This window comes from Bacteroidia bacterium (assembly GCA_020852255.1).
Lineage (GTDB): Bacteria > Bacteroidota > Bacteroidia > JADZBD01 > JADZBD01 > JADZBD01.
The window spans coordinates 37,989-60,461 of sequence record JADZBD010000004.1 but is presented as its reverse complement, the minus strand read 5'-3'; the positions used below and the strand labels follow the sequence as shown (position 1 = coordinate 60,461).

At 47.6% G+C, this 22,473-nt stretch carries 15 protein-coding genes and 1 tRNA gene; 6 read left to right on the top strand and 10 right to left on the bottom strand.

Annotation, left to right across the window (positions count from 1 at the left end; genetic code table 11):
- Positions 1-27: 27 nt before the first annotated feature.
- On the bottom strand, positions 28-1,404 hold the full coding sequence (locus IT233_03805) for a T9SS type A sorting domain-containing protein (GenBank protein MCC7301747.1): 1,377 nt from the start codon (positions 1,402-1,404) through the stop codon (positions 28-30).
- 141 nt (positions 1,405-1,545) lie between these two features.
- Here IT233_03805 and IT233_03800 point away from each other — a divergent pair, with 141 nt between their 5' ends.
- Positions 1,546-2,412, top strand: coding sequence for a T9SS type A sorting domain-containing protein (locus IT233_03800; protein ID MCC7301746.1), 867 nt, complete (start codon positions 1,546-1,548; stop codon positions 2,410-2,412).
- A gap of 54 nt (positions 2,413-2,466) precedes the next feature.
- Here the strand turns inward: IT233_03800 and IT233_03795 are convergent, their stop codons facing one another.
- The 6 genes from IT233_03795 to IT233_03770 all read right to left on the bottom strand — a co-directional run bounded on the left by IT233_03795 (position 2,467) and on the right by IT233_03770 (position 8,672).
- Positions 2,467-4,836: a T9SS type A sorting domain-containing protein gene (locus tag IT233_03795; protein MCC7301745.1), complete on the bottom strand. Its 2,370-nt coding sequence runs from the start codon at positions 4,834-4,836 to the stop codon at positions 2,467-2,469.
- A 186-nt stretch (positions 4,837-5,022) separates the two neighbouring features.
- A tRNA-Cys gene (locus IT233_03790) sits at positions 5,023-5,093 on the bottom strand.
- A gap of 92 nt (positions 5,094-5,185) precedes the next feature.
- Complete coding sequence (locus tag IT233_03785) at positions 5,186-6,019, bottom strand: hypothetical protein (GenBank protein ID MCC7301744.1); 834 nt, start codon at positions 6,017-6,019, stop codon at positions 5,186-5,188.
- Complete coding sequence (locus tag IT233_03780) at positions 6,016-7,188, bottom strand: T9SS type A sorting domain-containing protein (protein MCC7301743.1); 1,173 nt, start codon at positions 7,186-7,188, stop codon at positions 6,016-6,018. Before IT233_03780 ends, IT233_03785 begins: the two co-directional genes overlap by 4 nt.
- A gap of 87 nt (positions 7,189-7,275) precedes the next feature.
- Positions 7,276-8,220 (bottom strand): hypothetical protein, encoded by a 945-nt coding sequence (locus IT233_03775; GenBank protein ID MCC7301742.1) that lies wholly within the window; start codon positions 8,218-8,220, stop codon positions 7,276-7,278.
- A gap of 161 nt (positions 8,221-8,381) precedes the next feature.
- On the bottom strand, positions 8,382-8,672 hold the full coding sequence (locus IT233_03770; GenBank protein ID MCC7301741.1) for a hypothetical protein: 291 nt from the start codon (positions 8,670-8,672) through the stop codon (positions 8,382-8,384).
- Positions 8,673-8,887: 215 nt separating this feature from the next.
- Here IT233_03770 and IT233_03765 point away from each other — a divergent pair, with 215 nt between their 5' ends.
- From IT233_03765 to IT233_03755, 3 genes are all read left to right on the top strand, one after another.
- Positions 8,888-9,340 (top strand): nucleoside deaminase, encoded by a 453-nt coding sequence (locus tag IT233_03765; GenBank protein ID MCC7301740.1) that lies wholly within the window; start codon positions 8,888-8,890, stop codon positions 9,338-9,340.
- 46 nt (positions 9,341-9,386) lie between these two features.
- A complete protein-coding gene (locus tag IT233_03760; GenBank protein MCC7301739.1) occupies positions 9,387-10,202 on the top strand; it encodes a T9SS type A sorting domain-containing protein in 816 nt (271 codons plus the stop codon).
- 115 nt (positions 10,203-10,317) lie between these two features.
- Positions 10,318-16,551 carry a hypothetical protein gene (locus tag IT233_03755; GenBank protein MCC7301738.1) on the top strand — a complete coding sequence of 2,078 codons (6,234 nt, stop codon included), beginning with the start codon at positions 10,318-10,320 and terminating at the stop codon, positions 16,549-16,551.
- A 2-nt stretch (positions 16,552-16,553) separates the two neighbouring features.
- On the opposite strand, the gene IT233_03750 is transcribed toward IT233_03755, so the two are convergent.
- Positions 16,554-18,977, bottom strand: a complete 2,424-nt coding sequence (locus IT233_03750; protein MCC7301737.1) for a T9SS type A sorting domain-containing protein — start codon at positions 18,975-18,977, stop codon at positions 16,554-16,556.
- A 64-nt stretch (positions 18,978-19,041) separates the two neighbouring features.
- Between IT233_03750 and IT233_03745 the strand changes: the two genes are divergently transcribed.
- Together IT233_03745 and IT233_03740 are read left to right on the top strand one after the other, a co-directional pair.
- Positions 19,042-19,893, top strand: a complete 852-nt coding sequence (locus IT233_03745) for a T9SS type A sorting domain-containing protein (GenBank protein ID MCC7301736.1) — start codon at positions 19,042-19,044, stop codon at positions 19,891-19,893.
- On the top strand, positions 19,886-21,004 hold the full coding sequence (locus IT233_03740) for a cysteine desulfurase (protein MCC7301735.1): 1,119 nt from the start codon (positions 19,886-19,888) through the stop codon (positions 21,002-21,004). Before IT233_03745 ends, IT233_03740 begins: the two co-directional genes overlap by 8 nt.
- A 12-nt stretch (positions 21,005-21,016) precedes the next feature.
- Here IT233_03740 and IT233_03735 read toward each other — a convergent pair whose 3' ends face one another.
- Complete coding sequence (locus tag IT233_03735; protein MCC7301734.1) at positions 21,017-21,682, bottom strand: hypothetical protein; 666 nt, start codon at positions 21,680-21,682, stop codon at positions 21,017-21,019.
- Positions 21,683-21,733: 51 nt separating this feature from the next.
- Positions 21,734-22,306, bottom strand: a complete 573-nt coding sequence (locus IT233_03730; protein MCC7301733.1) for a DUF502 domain-containing protein — start codon at positions 22,304-22,306, stop codon at positions 21,734-21,736.
- Between the last annotated feature and the right edge of the window lie 167 nt (positions 22,307-22,473).

Genomic DNA, 22,473 nt, shown 5'->3' with positions numbered 1-22,473 from the left:
ATCTGTTCCTTAAAGAAACCGAACGGTTTAGTGTCCGTTCACGATTAGTTTTTTACTCAGGCTGGTGCTTTGAGTTTTTACATTTACGAGATATGCTCCGGCTTCAAATCCATTCAGGTCTAGCAGCATGTGGGGGGTATTCCCGGGCAATGAAAATACAGAGATCACCTTTCCCTGAATGTCTGAAAGGGTGATTACCACAGGTTCGGACGATCCGGTGTTCCATTCTATACGGGTATGATCCGTTGCGGGATTCGGAGAAAGCCGGAGCTGTTTTCTCCAATGCGTTGTGGAAGTAACTGAAACAGGCTGGCTTTTCAGACGCACATCATCCAGATAAAGCCGACTGCCTACATTGGCCTGTGTGGTATTATTAGAAGAAGAGCCGGCGAAGAAGAGCAGGGTATCAGGCATTGAGCCGGATATCAGCGGAAATTCAAAATAGGTATACACTGAGACGGGCGGCAGACCTGTATATATTCCACCCACCGGGTTTCCTCCGGAGGTGATGTTGACCCACAACGCAGCGCTGTCGATTCCGTTCACCAGGTATTTATAGTACCCGCAAATGGTATCCGTCATTAAAGAAAATGGCCGGCCTCCTTGTACGCCGTTGTCAGTAAAAAGCCCGTTTGTTACCGCAGATTGTCCGTAGTTATTATTTCCGTAATCCATCGTTGTAAGTTTGATGGCATACGTTCCCGCATAGGCATCCGTAGTTCTCACTGCTGTATCACCTCCCACTGTAAGCTGCGAGGGGAAATGCATGTTCTGATTGGCCCAGTTTTCAAAACTTCCGTTGAGCAGTGGGGGCTGGTTGCTAACCCCGGTAAAAGAAAGATTGTCGAGTTGCAGCATGCTTCCAGGAATACCCTGCCATTGAAACGCGTTGCTGGAGGCTGCCCCAACAATAACAGAATCCGGATTGCCCGGTAGCGAAACAGGAATAGAAAAGGGAGCATAGGTGCTTTGGGTGCCAGTGAATTTATAGATGTATTGGCCGATGGGATTGCCGGCCTGCTTAAATACAAGCAAAAAGATAGCGGTATCTCCGGCCGGAACCGAACACTTGTAATATCCGGTCAGGGAAGTAGGAATCTGATTCATTGGAATTCCACCTTCCAGTGTACCGGGATCTCCGTTCACAAAGTACCCGAACATAGTATCCGTGCTGTTGGAGACCGTAACCATATTCACGGCATAGGTTCCAAGCTGAGCATCTGTAACGCGCGTGGTGTTAACAGGCAATCCGTACCGGTATCCGTCGTAATTAGAGGTCTGAGGGTAGTTTGAGGGATTCAGAAACGTGACGGTATTCCAACTTTCAAAACCACCGTTCGGAATAGTTTGGGAAACTCCGGTCATCCCGATCAAAAACAAGGATACTGTAAAGAGCGTTTTCATGGTATATATTTTAATGCAAATGTATTGCACGTATACTCTTTGGATATGATCTTACTCATTCTGACAGATGACAAGCTCCCGGTTTGCATATATTGCTCTACTTCATTAACTTTACATGTTCCACCGCATACGCCCGTTCTCATGAAGACTCTTTTCTCCGCCCTTTTGTTCCTGTCTTTGGCAGGAGTTTCTCAAACCACTCTTTACCAGAATAATTTCACCAACGGCAATGCCGGATGGAATTTACAGATGGGCAATGCATTCAACACCTGGGTGGTGAACAATGTCTACACCTGTGTAGACAATACCCCCAATCAGGGAGGAGGCAATTACCTGCATGTGTATGACGATCTGTCGGGAGATTATTGTGCGGTATATGTGATCCTTGGAAGTGGTTCAGGTGAAACGGTATATGCTACCATGACCTCCGGATTCAGTACTGTTGGGCAGCCGGCAGTAACAATTCAGTTTGATTGGCTGTGTCAGGGACAAACGGGTCCCTTATTGGCAAGTTACGGGTTTGTGGATTACAGCACGGACGGGGGTAACAGCTGGACCAATATTACATCGCCTGTTGCAAGATATAGTGGTAATCCGAACTGGGCAGCACAGACGATTAGTTCTGCACAGGTTCCCGGAATTTTAAATCAAACGGATTTACGCCTGCGCTTCGGATTCACAAGCTCTGGGTATGGTACCAATCCTTCATTTGCCATTGATAATATTTTAATCACGGGTAATCTCAGTACCGAGGTGGCCGCAGATATTTATCCGAAGGATCTAATCGTGTTCCCCAACCCGAGCAAGGGTCTGTTTTCAATTGACCTCAGTTCATTTCCTGCCGGTGTGGATATAGAGGTTTTAAATGTATTCGGACAGGGTGTTCAGGAATATCAAAACGCTACCGGAGTTTTCAGCGCTGACCTCAGCGGCCTACCTGCAGGCATTTATACCATCCGTATCCTCACAGAGGGTAAACAGATCATGAAATTCATCGTGAAGGAATAAATGCAGTGCCAGTGCGTACTGTTATTTTTGGGGTGATGCCGCGTCTCTTTGTCTTTAATCTTTGCGGATGATCAATTTACACACCTTCCGAAGTGAATCGCCTTCAATCGTGCAGAAATAGACTCCGTTGCTGAATGCACTTAAGTCTAACCTGAATTCAGGAGAGGTTTTATCGGGAGAAATACCCTGTTTCACGATAAGGCGTCCGGAAAGATCCGAAATGCTGATTGTTGCATGATCGGGTACAGGTCCTGAAAGTGTTACCACCACCACACCCTGGCTTGGATTCGGATAAACAAGAATATCATTTTCATTCCCGGCTGACAGAGGAGCCGACGTGAGCAATGCGTTGTAGTGAACGGCAAAATGCGGATGATACATGCTGCATATTTCAGCGTAATTGCCACCGAGGTAATGATTCCCGTTCTTATACAACATACTATATATATATTTATCCGTTGGAGTGAAAAAAGCAGTAAGTTGATCAGAGTTCAGATCGATCTCCGCACTACCCGGTCTCCAGGTGTTCAGGATGGAGTTGAATCTTCCTCCCACTAAAAGGCTATCTCCATGCAAAAACAGGCAATGAACGATCTGGTTTGGGTTAGGGTTCCAGGTGCTCAAGGCGCCATTGGAGGTATCCAGGCGAGCCAGATAGTTTCTGGATTGACCATTAATCAGCGTGTAAAATCCTCCGGCATATAAGTGACCATTATGGATTACAATGTCGTATACGCCGTCATTGAAATCAGCACTCCAGTTCATCAACGGATAGGATGTGGTTCTGCTCACGCAGGCTATCCTTTTTTTCGGATAACCCTTTACTTGCAAAAAATATCCTGCGATGTAGATCCGGTCGCCGGATACAATAATATCATTCACCGTTCCATTAGGATCCGGTGCCCACATTGTAACCTGATTTAGATTAAGATCAATGGAAGCTGCATTGCTTCTGGGTAAGTTGTTTACCATGGTGAAATTTCCGCCCAGAAATAACTCATTTCCCGATGCCGTAATTTTTCTGACAGGACCATTAACCGGGAACTCTTGCGTGGATAGTGCGCCGGTGTTAACATTGTAGATGGCGAGATTCATCCTGGATTGGCCGGATGCTTCGAAGAATTGTCCCCCAAGGAACAGCATGGAATCTTTGAGAAAAGCAGTATTTACGGGACCATTTGTTCCGGGGCTGAAAGACGTAGGTTGCCCGGTAACCGGATCAAATTCAAAGATGTACTGTACCGAAAGTCCTCCGGCACTGGAGAATTCTCCACCGCAAATGATCGTATCGTTTTGCACCAGCAGGCATCGTACCGCATTACTCATATGAGGATTCCAGGGAGAAAGTGTACCGGAATTCATTCCGATCGCGGCAAGATTTTTCCGGGGAATATTGTTTATCGTTTCGAAGATTCCACCCGCATAAATCAGTGAATCATTGCATTGAAGCGTCATAATCCGGCCATCGAAGTATGGATTGAAGGAGGTAAGCATTCCGGACCCAATATCTAACATACAGATGCGGTTACGCATGGTGCTGTTGACGGTACTGAAGGCACCTCCGAGGATCAGATTACCATCATGCAACGCGAGTGCATACACCGTTGCGTTACAGGACACCGAGATCCCGAGCAGGGTATTGGCTGTGGAGAAGGCGGCAAACCTTTGACGGGGAGAATTGTTTACTTCTGTAAAATCGCCGCCGGCAAATAAGGTATCATTCCTTAACGCCAGACAGTGAATGACACCGTTCACCAAAAAGGAATAATCAATGTATGGAAAAGCAGGTCCAAGTATAGATCCGGTGATGGTATCAAGCCGTGCAATATTGCTTCGGGCCGCACCCCCGATCTGTGAAAAATCACCTCCTGCGTAAACAAGATCATTTGCTGTGTCAGCGATGAGTGCATAAACTGGGCCATCAGACTGAGGTATCCAGTTGAGGTCAAGTGTGCCATTGGTATCAATGGCGGCGATATTGGTACGGGATTCACCCTCCACGTTGGCGAAGATTCCGCCGAAGTAAATGCGTTTTTTCCCTCTGGAGATGCAGTACACTGGTCCGTCAGGATTCGGAAACCAATTCGTATCCACCTGACCGGTTGAGCTGATCCGGGCAAGATTTCTAACATTCTTATAGAGGAACTCACCACCAATGATCCAGCCGCCCAGGGAATCTTCAATGCAGGAATAAATGTTGCCGGAGATTTTCGGATGGCCGGGAAGCACCGAACCGGATGTGGAATCAAGAAAAACGAAGTGGCCGGTGGGTGGACCCACATCGGTGAAGTTTCCCCCAACATACACACCATTCAGAGAGGGTTCAATGCAATACACCGGACCGTTAGTGATCCACGCATATTGGTTTACGCCGGTGGTTTGGGAAAAACTCCAGTTGGCGTTGGAGGCCCAAAGAATAAGCAAAAAGGTATGATGCCGCACGTTAACGGAAAAGATCCTTCTTATGGCGTGAACCAAAGGCGAACTTAAAGTGCTTATTTCATGCACAGGTTCGTAATCTGAGAAACAGAGGGGGATGCCTGGAACAGTATAAAGATACAAAAATGATAAAAGCGCCCAAAAGCGCTTTCATCGTTCATTGATATATTGAGGTCCCGACCAGATTCGAACTGGTGTAGGAGCTTTTGCAGAGCTCTGCCTAACCTCTCGGCTACAGGACCAATATTTGAGATTTTTTAGAGAGCTTTACTGCTCTGCCCATCCGCCACGGCGGACTACAGGACCCTTTTAAAGGGACGTAAAGATAGTGAAATCAGCGAAATACACGAAAGGCAGCAACACCGTTCGTGCCGATGACCTGCAAAAGAAACATGCCATGTTCCTCACAAAACACAGGATGATATCCTTTACCTGAGATATCCTGTTGCATTCGCTGCCTGCCTGACAGGTCGGTAATAACCAGCTTAATAATTCCTTCAGCCGGAAGGTAAACGAAAAAGCCATCTCGGTCGGCTCCGGCACGTATCTCATCGCTGCTTTGGGAAGAATGGATACCGGTACTTAAATCCGTGTAATGAATGGTTATCCGTACATGATCAATATAAGAAACCAGCGGCTGATTGTTTCCGAAGCAGGTGTAACTGATGGAGGCAAATCCCAGGCCAAATCCTGAGTTATTGATGTCAGCCGGCGACCATGTGGCACCCCACAGATCTGTGGAACTGCCGTAGGTGTAATACTGATCTGTGTAACCCCAGTTGCCGGGAAGGGAATGACTGGTGCCGGTCTCGGTTCCGTTCTTCAGAATCATTACCGGGTTATCCTGCATCTGTCCGTTCGGTCCGGACCGCTTCTCTACTTCCGCAACGATGCCATTGATGGTGGCAGAAAGGGGAATGCTGAATCCGAAATTAGTGGCAAACAAACACTGGGTATTCTGATCACAGCAATCGCAATGTGACGCGGTTGCATACACATTGTCTGAACTCATTACATTGGTGGCAGGAGTATATCCCACCATGCTGCTGTACGAAAAACTACACATCGTGTTGACTGCGGAGCCAGGGCCGGCCGGACCGGAAGTTTGGGAAAGCAGTTCCGGGCATAATAAAATGACTCCGGAGAGCAGCAGCAGTAACGTCTTCATCTTACAATAAACTTTCTTTGTTCAGATGAATTCCCGGCCTGCACTGAAAGAAAGTAAACCCCGGCCGGAAGAGACTCTACGGAAATAGTAAACGTATGCTCGCCTGCTCCGCATGTTTTACCGGATGCAACACGGTCAATCAGCTTTCCGCTGAGGTCAGATACCGCCAGATTACAACTACCCGGCTCTCTGAGATTCAGGACCACATGAAGAGACGAAGAAGCAGGATTTGGAAAAAGTGTCAGAGAAGTGATGAGTGACTCCTCGTTATCCAGTCCTACAATAACGGATGGTGTGAACTCCCAGAAATCATTTAAGTTGCTGTAACCTGCGCCCACATATCCTTTATTTCCTATGGCCGTACCAATGGCGTTGTAACGGGCATTGGCGGGAAGTGAAGTTTGTACAGACCAGGTATCTGTAAGCGAATTGTATTCATAGAGATAATTCTGCGCACTGGAGCCGTTCCATCCTGCACATAGGTATGCAGCCATACCAATTACGAAAACTTCTGAACGATCCACTCCGGCCAATGGAAACGGCGAACGGGGAGACCAGGTATTGGCCACCGGATTGAACTGCCAGAGGTCAGAATAAAATGTTCCGCCGAAGCCGGTTCCGATGTATCCATAATTACCAATGCCGAATCCAATGGCGTGATAACGCGCACTGGCCGGTAAATTGGCACGCTGAGTCCAGGCATTGGAAGCAGGGTCATATTCCCACAAATCATTCTGATAGCTTCCTCCGGTACCGATGTATCCTTTGCCGTTCACGGAAAATCCTACTGCACCCTCCCGGCCGGCTCCGCCAAAATTGGTTCGTACGGTCCAGGCATTAGCGGCAGCATCAAACTCCCAGAAATCATTGTAGGTGCCGCCGGTACCCACATAACCTTTTCCGGAGATGGAAAAGGAAACCGGGCTGTTGCGTCCGGCGCCCGGAAAATTAGCTTTCTGGGTCCAAGTATTGGCGGAGGGATCGTATTCCCAAATATCGGTTGCCAGCCCTGTAGTAGACCCGAGCGTTACATATCCCAGATTTCCAATTGAAAAAGCAGTCGCTTCGTTCCGTGCGGAAGGGGGAATGTTCGTTTTCTGAATCCAGCTTCCCTGGCTGTATGAAGCAGTTAGCAGAAAACAAAAAGCAGAGAATAATACGGGTTTCATGAATGTGATTTTTGCAAAGATACGGTAAAAAAAGCCCGGGAAGATCCCCATCTTTTCCCCGGGCCGCCTCCGAAAATGCAGAGGTAATTAGTTGAGCGCGTCTATAGCTGCTTTGAAAGCTGTTTCGGTGGTTTCTGTTAGAGTGAAATTCACCGTCATATTGTTTGTGATGGTAAGCGGCGTGAAAGAAGAATACAGTTTTCCATCCTTCGCCCCAATTGCAATGAGGGTAGCCTGGTAACCAACCGGAGCGAAACTGTATGGAAAGTTTTGCGCGCCATAAACATGAACCATGGCGTTTACCCCGGTAAAACACAGAAACACCTCCGTCCCGAATTCAGCAGGACTATTTGTGGGAACCATAGTAAGGGTAGCCATGGGTACATTTTGGAAGCAGGGCTGATCACTGTTGCACATGGTTCCGTTGGAAGCCGGAGACGAGAATTGATACAGATAAAAAATGTAACTGCTTTGTGTTGCAACAAGCGAATTTTGTCCCGAATTCCACCACACCAGGTTCTGACCAGTTGTGTCAGGAGCCGCGTCGAAGGCAGTCATTCCGGTATCAATGGGATTGTTAAAGGCAGGTAGTTCAACCTGTATAGGATTAACTCCGTTGAGAATAACCGGAACATTATTTTGCGTGGCCCGGACGAAAAATTCTCCGGTAGATTCCAAGGCGCCGCCGTTAGCCCACTCCGTTCCCATGTCTAGTAACAGCATGTCACTCTTCTTAAATACATCCAGGAATTCAACCAGTACATCGCCGGTAACCGGTCCGTTAGTTTGTGTAACAAATACATTTGACGGAATTGTCACCACCGTTCCTTTTGGTGTGGTGAAGCTTCCGCCATTCTGGTTGTTTACAGAAAAGATGTACGGGCGGGGTTTTACATGGTCACAAAACTCATCTACTGATTCAAACCATCCCGCAGGGCGATCACCGCCGGGGACTTTGTTTGGTTCCTTGAAACAGGAGGTGAGGATCAACAGGGTGTATGCGGTGATGCAAGTAAGAACGGCTTTTTTCATGTGCTTGGTTTTATAACACAAACCTAGATGCTCAGCACAGGATCCTCTAATTTAATTATCCGGATTCTTATCCGGTCAAATGAGTGAATATCATTTAAATTATTGAAAATCAGAATAATAGATTGTAATATCTTACGTATACACAATAACGAGTGTATAGATCAGGTGATGGCAATCACCCGGTGAATTGGAATGACTGCTCCACTCTTGAGGATCACTCTTTTATCAGTAAGCCCCCATACCGTGGTTTCTACAGCCTTGCACCCGATGTTATCCTGAAATGTAATTTTCACCTTCACATATTCCAGGTTGCCCAGCGATAAGGCGCGTTCCAGATCTGAACGGCGTTTTTTAATTTCCTCAGGGTTCTGCAGTATTTCAGCATTGGGGAATTCCAGGTAAGGAATCTTTTCCTTGGGAACAATGGTGCATTGTTTTTCTGCTGCAGGCATAGGGGAGGGTCTTTGGTAAATAGCGTAGCTTTACACTAATGTAAGAAAATACGGATTCTCCGGCAAATTATTTGTTCACTTTGCGTTTCTAAAACGATTTTAACTTTGAGACCCAAACTTTCATCCCGGGATAATATGGAAGAAATAGACCGGATGATTCAGCTTCCTTGGTTAGGATTCCGAAGAAGTGAAACGAAACGATAACCAAGGAAATCATGGGCATACTTTCGCAAACGGATGACAGGCGATTTATGAAGGAAGCCCTTCGGGAGGCTCAGAAGGCCTTCGATGCGGATGAGGTGCCCGTGGGTGCTGTGGTGGTGTGCCATGGACAGATCATTGCGCGGTGTCATAATCTCACGGAAAGACTAAATGATGTAACGGCGCATGCTGAAATGCAAGCCATTACGGCTGCGGCCAATCATTTGGGAGGAAAATACCTCAATGAATGCACGATTTATATCACACTGGAACCTTGCGTGATGTGTGCCGGTGCGCTGGCCTGGAGCCAGGTGGGAGCAATTGTTTACGGTGCCGCTGATCCTAAAAAGGGATATACTCTACTTCATCATCCGGTTCTCCATCCCAAAACAAAGGTCATCAAAGGAGTGGAAGCGGAAGAATGCACGCAGCTGTTGAAAGACTTCTTCCGGAAAAAGAGAGACTGAAGCGGATCCCCGGCACTTTTTGTATCTTTACTTTAAAGCCCAAGCCATGAGAAAAATCTCTACTTTCCTACTTACAATTTTGAGTGGATTTGCCTTCGCCCAAACCACTTCCATCTGCAATCCCAACGGAAACATTGCCATTTATTCTAACTATGATGGTGGCATACTGAACATCAACGTGGATCAGAATATTCCTAACCTCAAGATCGGTATCGTCTCCTATGAGTTTTCCCGCATCAACATCACCGGAACCTATGCAGGAAATGTAACCGGTGTGTGGTACGCAGGGTTTGATGCCGGCAACAACCATTGCAGTTTGAATCCGCCTTTTAACACCGTGATCACCGGGGTGGCGAATCCCATTGATACCATCACCATTTATCCCCCGGCTACTTATAACAACCCCTTCGGTTCTGCTTCGATCATTTGCAATTACAGCTGCACTACCAATGTGAATCAGGGCGGATGCAATACACCGGACCAGATCGTACATTTTTTCCAAACCAAGTTTAACGGGCTGATGCGTTATCACCTTACGCAATATGGATGCTGGGGAGGCCCTTATTACCTGAGCCAGGGCGGGAACTGCTGTGCCACTCCTCCGACCGGATTGTTGGAATTCGCTGCGGGTGAATGGAGCATGGGTCCGAACCCGTCTAACGGCTCACTGACGATGAATTTTTCTGACCTGGGAAATCATGAGATCGAACTGATCGACGTACTGGGAAGGTCGGTTTGGAAAGAAATGAAACAGGGATCTAGTGTTTCGCTTGACCTTAGCACCCTTCCTAAGGGTCAGTATTATGTAATGGTGCGAGGCGAAAACGGGTTAACCAGCGGGAAAAGATGGATTCTTCAGTAAGACCTTTTAATAAATGTACAAATGGGGGTGCTCCGGCACCCTTTTTTTATGGAATAACCCCGTTCTTTGCATCTAAAGGGTAAACACACACTCACTTACCTAATGTATTGATCCTATGCGCTTTCCTAAGATCTTCTATCTCTACGCCCTGTTTGTTTCCACTGTATTTGCCTCCATCGGACTCGTGGGTCCGCGCCACCCGGGGGATGAACCACTCAAGTTTCCGAAAGGAAGCAGTTACGAAAAGGAGTGGAAACGGGTAGATTCTCTCACCACCAAGGGACTTTACCGGAAAGCGCTTGAACGTGTGGAAATGATTTACAGTCAGGCCAAAAAGGATAAAAACGATCCACAGGTTATAAAATCCATCATGCATCGCATGAAGTTTGAACGGTATGTGGAGGAGTTTGACCAGGAAAGGGCACTCAATGATCTGCAGAAAGAGTTAAACGGATCGAAGTTTCCGCTGAAAAATATGCTGCATTCGATCATTGCTGAAACATATTGGAACTATTATCAGTCGAACCGGTGGAAATTTATTGAGCGAAGTGTTACGGTTAATTTTAAGCCAGAGGATGTAGCCACCTGGGATCTCAGTCATCTGGTTGATCAGGTTTTCAAACACCACCGGGCATCGCTTGAAAACACAGATTCACTTAAGCGCACACCGGTGGGATATTTTGAACCGGTTCTTTATAATTACGATTCCGGAGGACGAAAGATGCGTCCTACCCTCTACGATTTTCTCGCACACCGGGCACTCGACTTTTACATTAACAAGGAAGCAGATATCACTAAGCCGGCACAGACTTTTGAGTTGAGTTCTGAAGATTATTTTCGTCCGTCGGATGAATTTCCCCGTTTCAGGCTGGAAAACACCGATTCGTTGTCGAGGAAGTATGACGCCATGATACTTTTCCAGCAATTGCTGAACTTTCATGCAGCCGACAGCACACCCGAACAGCGGGTGGATGTGGATTTAAAACGCCTGCAATTTGTCCGCGATCATCACACCTCAGAGTTTCGTGATTCGCTGTATCTGGAGGCATTGTACGAGCTCGAGAAGCGGGTATACAATGATCCGTCTTCTTCGGAAGTTGCATATCAAATTGCTATTTGGTTTGGCAACAGAAGTGCTAAATACAAACCCCTGGAGGGCGACCAGTATCGCTGGGATCGCAGGAAGGCGCTGGATATAGCCCGTTCGGCGGCAAAAAGGCATCCGAACTCCCACGGGGCTGGTCTTTGCACTGCCCTTGAGCAAACTATTTTGCGCAAAGAAATGGATCTTCGGACTGAAAAAGTCAACACACCGCTGGCACCTTTCCGTGCGCTGTTCACTCACCGCAATATGAACAAAATTTACTTGCGGGTGGTACAGATTGATCCGCAGAAATTCGATCGTCTCCGCGATAAGTACTACAGCGAAGAACTGATGGATCAGCTGGTAAAACTTCCGGTGTTGAATGCATGGGAGCAAACGGTGCCGAACGATAGTGATTTCCAGATCCATACTGCAGAGATCCGGATTCCGGCACTTAAGGAAGGATATTATCTGCTGCTCGCATCTTCATCCAAAAATTTCAGTTACAAAGGCGAAGCGATATCGTACGGTACCTGCTGGGTGTCGAATATAGCCTACGTGTCGCGCACACGGGAAGATTATTCGGTTGAGTTTACGGTGCAGCAGCGCATGAGCGGGGAAGTGATGAAGGGAGCTTCAGGACAGCTGATGTATGAGCGATATAATAATGTTACCCGGAATTACGAATGGATCAAAGGAGAAAAATACACAACCGATTCAAACGGTTATTTCCTGGTTCCCCCGAAAACAGAGAATGGAAGAAGTTTTTATATGGAGTTCCGAAACGGAACGGATATGATCCAGACGGAACACACCTATTATCAGTATAAGCATTATCCCGAAAAGAAGCATTTCTATACGCGGTCTTTTATTTTCACCGACCGCGGAATTTACCGGCCGGGACAGATCATCTATTTTAAAGGTATTATGTTGGAATCGGATGGTGATACCAACCGCATTCTTCCCAACCGAACCGTGAGTGTTTCACTCTATGATGTGAATTATCAGATAGCGGCCACGCTGCAGTTAACCACGAATGAGTACGGTTCATATTCCGGTTCTTTTACGGCTCCTATGGGCGTTCTTAACGGCACGATGCAGATCAAGGACGGATACAGCGCTAAAAGTGTATCCGTGGAGGAATATAAGCGGCCAAAGTTCGAAGTGAGCATCAACAAACTGAAGGGAGAGTACCGTCTGAACGATAAAGTAACGATCGAGGGACTGGCAAAAGCGTATTCAGGAGCCAGGATAGATGGTGCTAATGTGAAATACCGTGTTGTAAGATCGGCCCGGTTCCCTTCGTGGTGTTACTGGCGTGGATACGCTCCCAGCTCTCCTGAAATGGAGATTACCAGTGGTTTTACTACCTCCAATGACACGGGTGGGTTCGTAATCCCCTTTGAACTTATTCCGGATCCTTCGGTTCTGCGAAAATATTCTCCCACTTATTCTTATAAAGTGTATGCAGACATAACGGATATAAACGGAGAGACCCAAAGCACCAGCACCTGGGTGGATGCGTCCTATTCGAGCCTGATGCTTTCGCTGCATATTCCCGATTTACTGGTTACCGGGAAGTCGGTGAGTCATTTGAATGTGCTCACCACCAACCGGAGCGGGGATCCTGTTGCAGCCTCAGGAATTGTAAAAGTCAGTCGTATTGTAACTCCGGGGCGAACATACCGCGACCGCTACTGGCCCGTACCGGACCAACAGCTAATCACTTCGGGTGAGTTTGAACGGGATTTTCCCTTAGACGCTTATGGGAGTGAGAATGAATTGAGATCAAGGCAGGTGCAGTACATCACCCAGGCCGGATTCCAGTCGTTTATGGGAAAGAAAGACGGGAAAGACACCGGTTTCGTAACAGCAAAAGTTCAGAATTTCCTGAATTATGTTCTGCAGAGTCCGGGCACTTATCTTTTTGAACTCAGTTCAACGGATAAATTCGGAGAAGTGGTCAAGGAGGAAAGGGTGATCACTGTAGTGAATCCCGGGGTGAACCAGATCCCGACGAACGCAGTCTTTTGGGCTCATCTTACGGAGGAGACAGTGGAGCCGGGAGAGAAGGCAGTAATCCTGCTGGGAACAGCCGAAGCAACGATTCTGCTTCGTGCAGAGGTGGAGCAGGATGGGAAAATAATCCGGAACGAGTGGATGAAACTTCCGAAAGGACAGCGCAGGCTGGAAATTCCCATTCTGGAAAAGTACCGTGGGAATATTGCGGTACATTTTTATACGATGTATAACAACAGGATCTACTCCCGCAGTTTTAATATAAATGTGCCGTGGACGAACAAGGAATTGTCCATTGAGTATGAAACTTTCAGGAACAAATTGTTACCAGGGGAAAAAGAAGAGTGGAAGATCCGTATTAAAGGACCGAAGGGTGAAAAGGCTATGGCGGAGATGGTAACGGCTATGTACGACGCTTCCCTGGATGCCTTCCGGCCGAATTACTGGTATTTTTCAGTCTATGCATCCATGAGCGGAACCAAAATGTGGAACGTATCCGGCAGCTATGGGTCCAACGACTGGAATCAGTACAGCCAGGAATGGAACTATCATCCGTATTATCCGGTGCGGTATTATGACAAACTCAACTGGTTCGGTTATTCCGTTTACGGATATTATGATTATTACTACTATGATTCATACGAGGGCGACAATGACCTGCGTCAAATGGATGAGGTTAGCATTAACACCAAAGACAGCGCTCCGCGAAAGAATGGATTTTACAAGGCCGATAAATCCACGGGGGGTGCACCGGCGCCCAGTGAGAAGAAGGAGATGGAGGAAGAAAGAAGCAAAGTGACGCTGGGAAGTGTAACCGCAACATTTGCAAATGACACACCGGAAACATCAGGAGGCGAGAATACCGAAGTGAAAGCGCGTTCCAATTTTGCCGAAACAGCCTTTTTCTACCCTGATCTGCAAACGGATGAAAACGGAAGCCTGGTTGTGAAATTTACTGTTCCCGAGTCACTGACAAAGTGGAAAGTGATGAGTTTTGCCCATACGAAGGACCTTAAGTTCGGACAAATTACAAAGGAACTGGTCACTCAGAAAGAGTTAATGGTAGTACCCAACGCACCTCGTTTCTTCAGGGAGAACGACCGGATCACTTTTACAGCGAAGATCACGAATCTTTCTGCCGGGGATATGAGTGGTACGGCAGATCTCATCCTGTACGATGCCCTCAGTATGAAGGAAATTACTCCGAAAGTAATGATGGCCATCCACGGGAATTTCTCTACCATTGGCGAGCGGCCATTTACCGCCGGGAAGGGAAAGAGTACATCTGTTTCCTGGGATCTCGAGATCCCCGAAGGATATGGAGCGATCACATACAAAGTGGTAGCAAAAGCCGGAAAGTTTACTGACGGAGAGGAAATGGCAGTGCCTGTACTCACCAACCGGATGCTGGTTACCGAATCTATGCCACTCCCTGTAAGAAGCAAGCAAAGTAAAACCTTCACCTTTGAGAAATTCATGAACCGTAACGGAGGAAGTACCACTCTCAGAGATCACCGCTTTACTCTGGAGTTTACATCCAACCCGGCATGGTATGCTGTACAATCCCTGCCATACCTGATGGAATATCCTTACGAGTGTGCGGAGCAAACCTTTTCCCGATTCTATTCAAACAGCATTGCTTCGCATATTGCGAATTCTCATCCAAAAGTAAAAGCAGTATTCGATGCGTGGAAGTCAAAATCTCCGGACGCATTTCTTTCGAATCTTCAGAAGAATCAGGAACTGAAGTCGGCTATTCTCGAAGAAACTCCCTGGGTGCTGGATGCTAAAGACGAAAGTGAAAGGAAAAAAAGAGTGGGCCTGCTTTTCGATCTGAACCGCATGTCGGCCGAATTGAATAAGGCCTTTACAAAACTGAAGAAAATGCAGATGAGCAACGGCGGCTGGCCCTGGTTTGAAGGATTTCCCGACGACCGCTACATCACGCAGCACATTATCACCGGCTTTGGTCACCTGGATCATCTTGGAGTTAAAAGTATGCGTAGTGATTACAAGACCTGGAATATGATTAAAGACGGTGTTCGCTACCTTGATAACCGGATTGCAGAGGATTACCGCTGGATACTGAAGCACGACAAGGCACACATGCACGAGGATCATCTGAATTATTTCGCAATTCAGTATCTGTATGCCCGGTCTTATTTCATGGACGTTGAAGTATCCTCAGGTAACAAAGCGGCTTTTGATTACTACAAAGGCCAGGCGGCGAAATACTGGCTGAACAAGGGTCGTTATATGCAGGGAATGATCGCCCTCGGCCTGTACCGGTTCGACGAGAAGAGCATGGTGCCAAAGGATATCATGAAATCACTGAAAGATAACGCTATTGTCAGCGAGGAGATGGGAATGTACTGGAAGGAGAATTATTCCGGATTCTATTGGTATGAGGCCCCGATTGAATGCCAGGCCTTACTCATAGAAGCCTTTGACGAAGTGGCTAAAGACCAGAAGGCAGTAGATGATCTCAAAGTATGGCTGCTGAAAAGCAAACAAACGCAGAACTGGCAAACAACCAAGGCCACCACCGAGGCGGTTTATGCGCTTCTATTAAGAGGCACCGACTGGCTGAGCACAGAATCAGGTGTAGAAATAATGCTCGGAAATATGAAAGTGGATAAGCAATCCATACCCGACCTGAAAGTAGAGGAAGGCAGCAATTATTTCAAGCATTCCTGGACAGGAGGAGATATCAAGCGGGATATGGGCACCATTAAAATCACCAAAAAAGATGAAGGGGTGAGTTGGGGCGCAGTATACTGGCAATATTTCGAGCAGCTGGATAAAATCACCCCTCACGAAACACCGCTCAAACTGAATAAAAAGTTATTTGTGGAGAGAAATACGGCTTCCGGTCCGGTGATTACACCTGTTACCGAAAAAACTATATTGAAGATCGGGGATAAAATCAAGGTGCGGATTGAGTTGCGGGTAGACAGAGACATGGAATATGTGCACATGAAAGATATGCGCGCTTCAGGTTTTGAACCTACCAATGTTTTCAGCGGAACACGCTGGCAGGATGGTTTATACTATTACGAGAGCACACGCGATGCGGCTACGAATTTTTTCTTCCACCGCCTGAGCAAAGGAACGTACGTATTTGAATATCCGCTGGTAGTTTCTCATTCCGGCGATTTCAGCAATGGTATCACCACCATCCAGTGTATGTACGCGCCGGAGTTTACGTCTCACTCCGAAGGAATACGTGTTCAGGTCGGCAAGTAGGGTTAGTGCAGCACTAACCTTTCCCGGTAGATATGACCATTCGAGAGCACTTCGAGAAGATAGACACCCGCGGGATGCGACTGCAGATTGATTTTATTTTGATTTTTAGTAAGCAATAGTTGAGCAGCAATCTTGCCATCCATACTATACACAGTAGCTAAGCCTTCTTTTTCAACGGTGAATATTCCGTCGGACGGATTGGGAAAAACTATGAATTTTGAGTCCTTCTCCTGTTCCTGGCCAACGGTAAATTGATACAAATAAGAGATCCAGATTCCTCTTCCCATCGTGCCTGCCACGATTTTATTTGTACTGTACTGGATTTCCAATTGATTAACAATTACCACGGGCAATCCGGTCGAATAGGAAACCCAGTCGCTCATGGTATTGTCGCGGTAATAAACGCCAAGATCCGTTCCCAGGTATAAGCCGTCTACCGAGTTATTCTCATGTACGAGGCAGTTGGCAGGAACATTCGGCAGTGTTCCGCTTACGTTGGTCCAGTTCAATCCGCCATTGGAAGAGTAGTATACTTTTCCACCTGCGGTAAATCCTCCGCGTAGAATCCAGATCCTGGAGGTATCCGTGCTGTGAATGCAAATATCCAAAAGGGAGGAGGTGAAGGGCAAAGTACCGGTCAGATCAATCCAGGTGGTTCCGCCATCGGGCGTTTTCCATAGATTGGATCCAGTGGAAACGTACACCACATTTCCGTTCGAAGGTGCAACCGTCATCTCGCGCAGATCGGTACTGCCCGGGAAAGAAGAAACGGTAGCCCAGGTACTTGCTCCGTCTGTACTTTTCCATACCTCATCATATCCGGCGTAAACGATTTGTGCATTCTGAGTATGAAGACCCACGGGTGTAACAAAATAACCCTGGTTGGCCATCGAGGGAGGAGAGCATGCAGAATAGCTGAAGGCATCGCCGCCGGTGGTGGATTTAAAGAGCTGGCCATATTCTTTTTGCGCAAGTACAAAATTTCCTGTGGCGGCATCTGTTACGCAGTAACCTCCGTCTGCATTGAAAATGACACCGGAAAATGATGAGGTACCAGTATTAAGTTTATACGTTGCGTTATCCTGTGTTCCGCAAAAAGCCCAATCAGGCTGTGCCGGAGAGATACACATCTTATAAGCCATGATCAGATTCAGATCGGCATTGAAATTTGTTACTCCGGTAGGTGTGGACGTAAGGTTATTGATGCGATAGATTCCCTTATCATTGCAGATAAACATGGAATCTTTACTGTTTTTCCAGAACATCATATCGTGGTAGTCGTTTTCGCTTCCGCAGCTACTCCAGTTGGTTCCTCCATTAATTGTTCGGGTTGCCAGTACGCCCCCGATGGCAATCATATCTTCATCCCTTGGAGAAACAGCCAGTGTAAGCGCGTACCAGGGAAACGGCCCTACGGTGCTGGAGACACCTGTACTTGGAAGGGTGGAAAAGTTCAGACCCTCGTCCGTGGATTTATACAGGCCGGTGAAGGCCGAGGAGCTCGCAAAAATGCAGTAAACAGCGAGCGGATTATCGGGGGTTACGGCTACGATTACCCGGTTTCCTGTGGCAGGCACACCGGAGGTAATAGCTGTCCAGGTGTATCCGCCGTCCGCCGAACGAAGAAACTGACTGGAGGAGCCGGCATACACAATCCCGCTGTTGAGGGGATGAAATTCAATGTCCTCATGATTTCCGGTGCGAACCTGAGTCCAGGTGATTCCTCCATCGCGGGTTCTGTAAATTCCGTTGGAGGTTGCTGCGAGCAGCACGTTCGCGGAATCAGGATTGATGATCAATCTTCCGATCCTCCGGGAGGCTGAAAAATTCCAATTCAAACCGGTGGTGCTCCAGTTTAATCCCCCGTCTGTGCTTTTCATGACTCCGGTGCTGTACACGTTGTTCAGTGTTCCGGCATCGGCATCACCGCAAGCCATATAGAGGGTGGAAGAAGTAAGAGGGTGTATGGCCACATCCGAAACACCCAGGATGGGCATGTTTTCCGTGAGTGCGGTCCAGTTTATGCCCCCGTCGGTTGTTTTCCATAAACCGGAAGCAGGTGTTCCCAGGTACCAGGTAAGGGGGTTGCCGGGATCCTGGCGTAAGCACTGGGTTCTTCCCACCCTGAAGGAAGGATTGGGACCCCACTGCTGCCAGTTTGCTGTGCTTTGGGTACTCATCACGCGGGCATGTTCCGCCTTGTAAAGTGTCCATTCCCTCAGCAGAATTTCCGGATCGGGAAAGGTTCCGTCCTCGTTTAACCGGTTTTCGGTAAAATACTTCCAGCGATCGAACTGTTTTTGGCCTTTGGCACCGGGATTTTCAAGAAAATAGCTTTCCATCTCCGCTTTTACCTGTTCATAGGTAAGCGTTTGCGACTGCAGGCTGACGGACAGGAGCAGCACCGCAAATAGAGAACTTTTCATACGCCTGAATTTTGTGAATTAAAGATAAGGAATCTTATTACTTTTAGCCCTCTATAAATATGCTATGAAAATCCGTCTGCTCTCTATTGCCATCATGCTCAGCATCTTCGCTGGCGCTCAGCCAAGTGTTACCTGCGACTCTGTCCTTCAGTTGGGAACCTGTGCGGGAAGCCAGGTGATCGTTCCTTTCACGGTCACCGGGGGTAGTTTCAGCTTTGGAAACCAGTTTAAAGTACAACTCTCGGATCAATGGGGAAACTGGGGCAACCCGGTCCAGATCGGCCAGATGACCTGGTTTACCAGCGGCATTATTTTCGCCACCCTTCCTCAAAACGTGAACTTCGGATTTTTTTACCGTGTGCGCATCATTGCCACCAATCCGGTGGATACCAGTAACAATAGTCCCAATACCATTTTCGTTACACAGAGCGCATTCCTTAATTCCCTTCAGGCACTTCCCAACGATACCGCCTGCTGGGGAGATACCGTTTCCGTTGGTCCCTTAATGCCCGGAGCATCCTATTCCTGGAACACAGGCGACACCACACAGTTTATTGATGTGACAGCACCGGGCCAATATATCTGTACAACTTCCGATATGCTGAATTGCACCTCAGAAGATACCATCAACATTGTATTTATCAGTTGCAATCCCGGGATGAATGAATGGGTAAACAGCAACAATTTTCATATTTATCCCAATCCGGCTCGCAGTTGGCTCTATACTTCATGGATTCCGGGAACCACAGCCGAAGGAAAACTGCTGATCAGTGATCTTTCCGGAAGAACTTTATTTGTTCACGAAATCCGCAGCGGAACTGATGTGCTGAGTCTGCACGGAATGACTCCGGGAATGTATCTGGTGACATTGATCTCAGATTACGGATCCGATTCGCGAAGACTTATCATTGAATAGTATCGCCTATTTTGATCATAACGCCTCCACACCCGTTCATGCGCGGGTGCTGGAGAAGATGCTTCCTTTTTTTTCCGTTCATTTCGGTAATGCCTCCAGTGGCACTCACGCCTATGGATTGCACGCGGAAAGGGCGGTGAAACAGGCACGGGAAACGATTGCAGCAAGTATAGGATGTTCCTCGCAGGAGATCATTTTTACCTCCGGGTCCACCGAGGCGATCAACCTGGGGATTCGCGGTGTTTACGAAGCGTATGCTTCCAAAGGCCGGGAGATTGTTACGGTGGGTTCGGAGCACAAAGCCGTGCTGGATACCTGCCGGTACCTGGGCGAAAAGGGCGCGAAAATAACCCGCCTCGGCGTTGATCGTAGTGGAAGGATTAATCCCGATGAGCTGGAACAAGCAGTATCGGATAAGACCCTATTGGTTTGCATCATGCTGGCCAATAACGAAACCGGGGTGATTCAGGACTTGAAGAAGATCGCTGAAATTGTTCACAGCAAGGGCAGCATACTGATGAGCGATACCACACAGGCTTGGGGAAAGATACCTGTGGATATTCATGAACTGGGAATAGATATCTGCTGTATGTCGGGACATAAAATTTACGGGCCGAAGGGTGTGGGAATGATCTATGCCAGGAGGAAGAACCCCAGGGTGACCCTATCGCCCTTGATCTTCGGAGGCGGACATGAACGAGGATTACGAAGCGGCACACTGAACGTACCCGGGATTGTAGGGTTAGGCGCTGCTGTGGAACGCCTGCCGGAGATGCTTCAGCATGCGGCGGTATATGAAAAGTGGCGCGACCGGATGGAAAAGGAGCTCATTGCCTCCGGTAAAGGAAGTGTAAATGCTTCCGGTGTGAGGCTCCCCAATACCTCCAATCTGGTTTATGCTCCGGAAAAGGCCAGCAGGCTGATCGTAAAATTGCCAGAATTCGCTTTCTCCTCTGGTTCCGCCTGCACTTCCGCTAACCCGGAGCCTTCGCATGTTCTTCAGGCCATGGGGGTACCGGACGAAGAGATACAGCATTCGGTCCGGATTTCATTCGGGGAACTGAATACGGAAGAACAGGTTAGTTCTTTTATCAGTGCGCTGGTGAAATAACACCGGAGTGACTTAATCCACCGCCGCTTTCTTCTTTTTAATGTCCTCCACTACTTTTTTCTGCACTTCGATCTCAGCAAGTTTCTTCTTCTGCATCTCTTCGTTCGTTACGACCTCTCCTTCAGCTTTTTTGATCTTTTCTTTGTATTCTTCAATATCTTCTTTCAGATTTTTATTTTTCTTCACCAGATCTTCCTGATCATCTGTCATGTTGCCAAGCAGTTTTTCCGCTGCTTTCAGTTGCGCCTCAATGGCTTCTTTGGTAAGTTTATTGGCAAATTCCTGCAGCATTTTTTCCGCTTCCTTATATTGCTGACTATGCTCCTTTGAATTCAGGAAGGCCCCGCCCAGATTGAAGGCAACGATGAGCTTTACCTCACCGTCCTTTCCGGTCTCCGCACGCGCATAAACATCCATGGTATTATTTCCATTGACGCGCTTGATGACGGCGTTGTCGGAGAACTGTTCACCGTCTTTGGTGGTCACTTTCGCATCATTATCCCGCATCAGCGATTTCCATTCTTTCAGAATGTTATCAGGGGTGTTCTCATAAATATAAACTACAAGGGCGTTATTATTCCCGCCGCCGATCTTTTCGTTCTTTTCATCCACTTTGTTTTTTTGTGCAAAAGCACCGGCAGCAACGAACAGGCAGAGGGGTAGTATAATAGTTTTCATGGGAGTGATTTTAGTCTTGCCTAAGATACAAAATCAGTGCCAATTCAGAACTCAATCCGCCTCTGTTATCCCGCCGCTGAGCACGAATTTCATGACATCGCCTGGGGGTGCATTTACTGGAACAATATAATCCTTAGGCACGATAAGCACCTTGCCGGCAAAGGAGTAGGAGGTGGGAAGATATACTGCAACCAGAGCGCCGGGAATGTGAAGGTGGGAAAGATCTTCGCTGGTAATAAATCCGATTTGCCGGATGGTTTTGTCCTCACTCACCGCCACCATCACCGGTTTGTTGAATTTCTTCTTGCTCCCAACAAGGGCGCTGAAAATATCCTTGATCGAGGAGTAAACAGTTTTTACGACAGGTGTTTTCTCCAGCGCATGATCCAGAAATGTGAGCAAGGGTTTGAAAAAGAGGGTTGTCCCTAAGGCACCAACTGCCAGGATCACCACCAGTGAAATCAGGAGAATCAGCCAGGGATCAATCACAGAGTTGATGATCCCTCCCACCTTTCCCACCACGCCTTCTATCCAGTAGATGATACGGGTAACCACAAGAACAGTGATGCCAACAGGAACCACGATCAGTAAGCCATTTATAAACCAGGCAGTTATCTTTTTCATGAGTACGAAGTTAAACCCTCGTTCTGCTTTATCGTCATACTGAGGACATTCGCTATCAACATGGGGTTATTGATAAAGCGGAAAAACACCCGGGTTAGTCGGGATCCAGGGTGTTCAGACTCACTCCGGATACCCCTTTCTGAGGACTCAGGGAGGGGGCCGGGGGA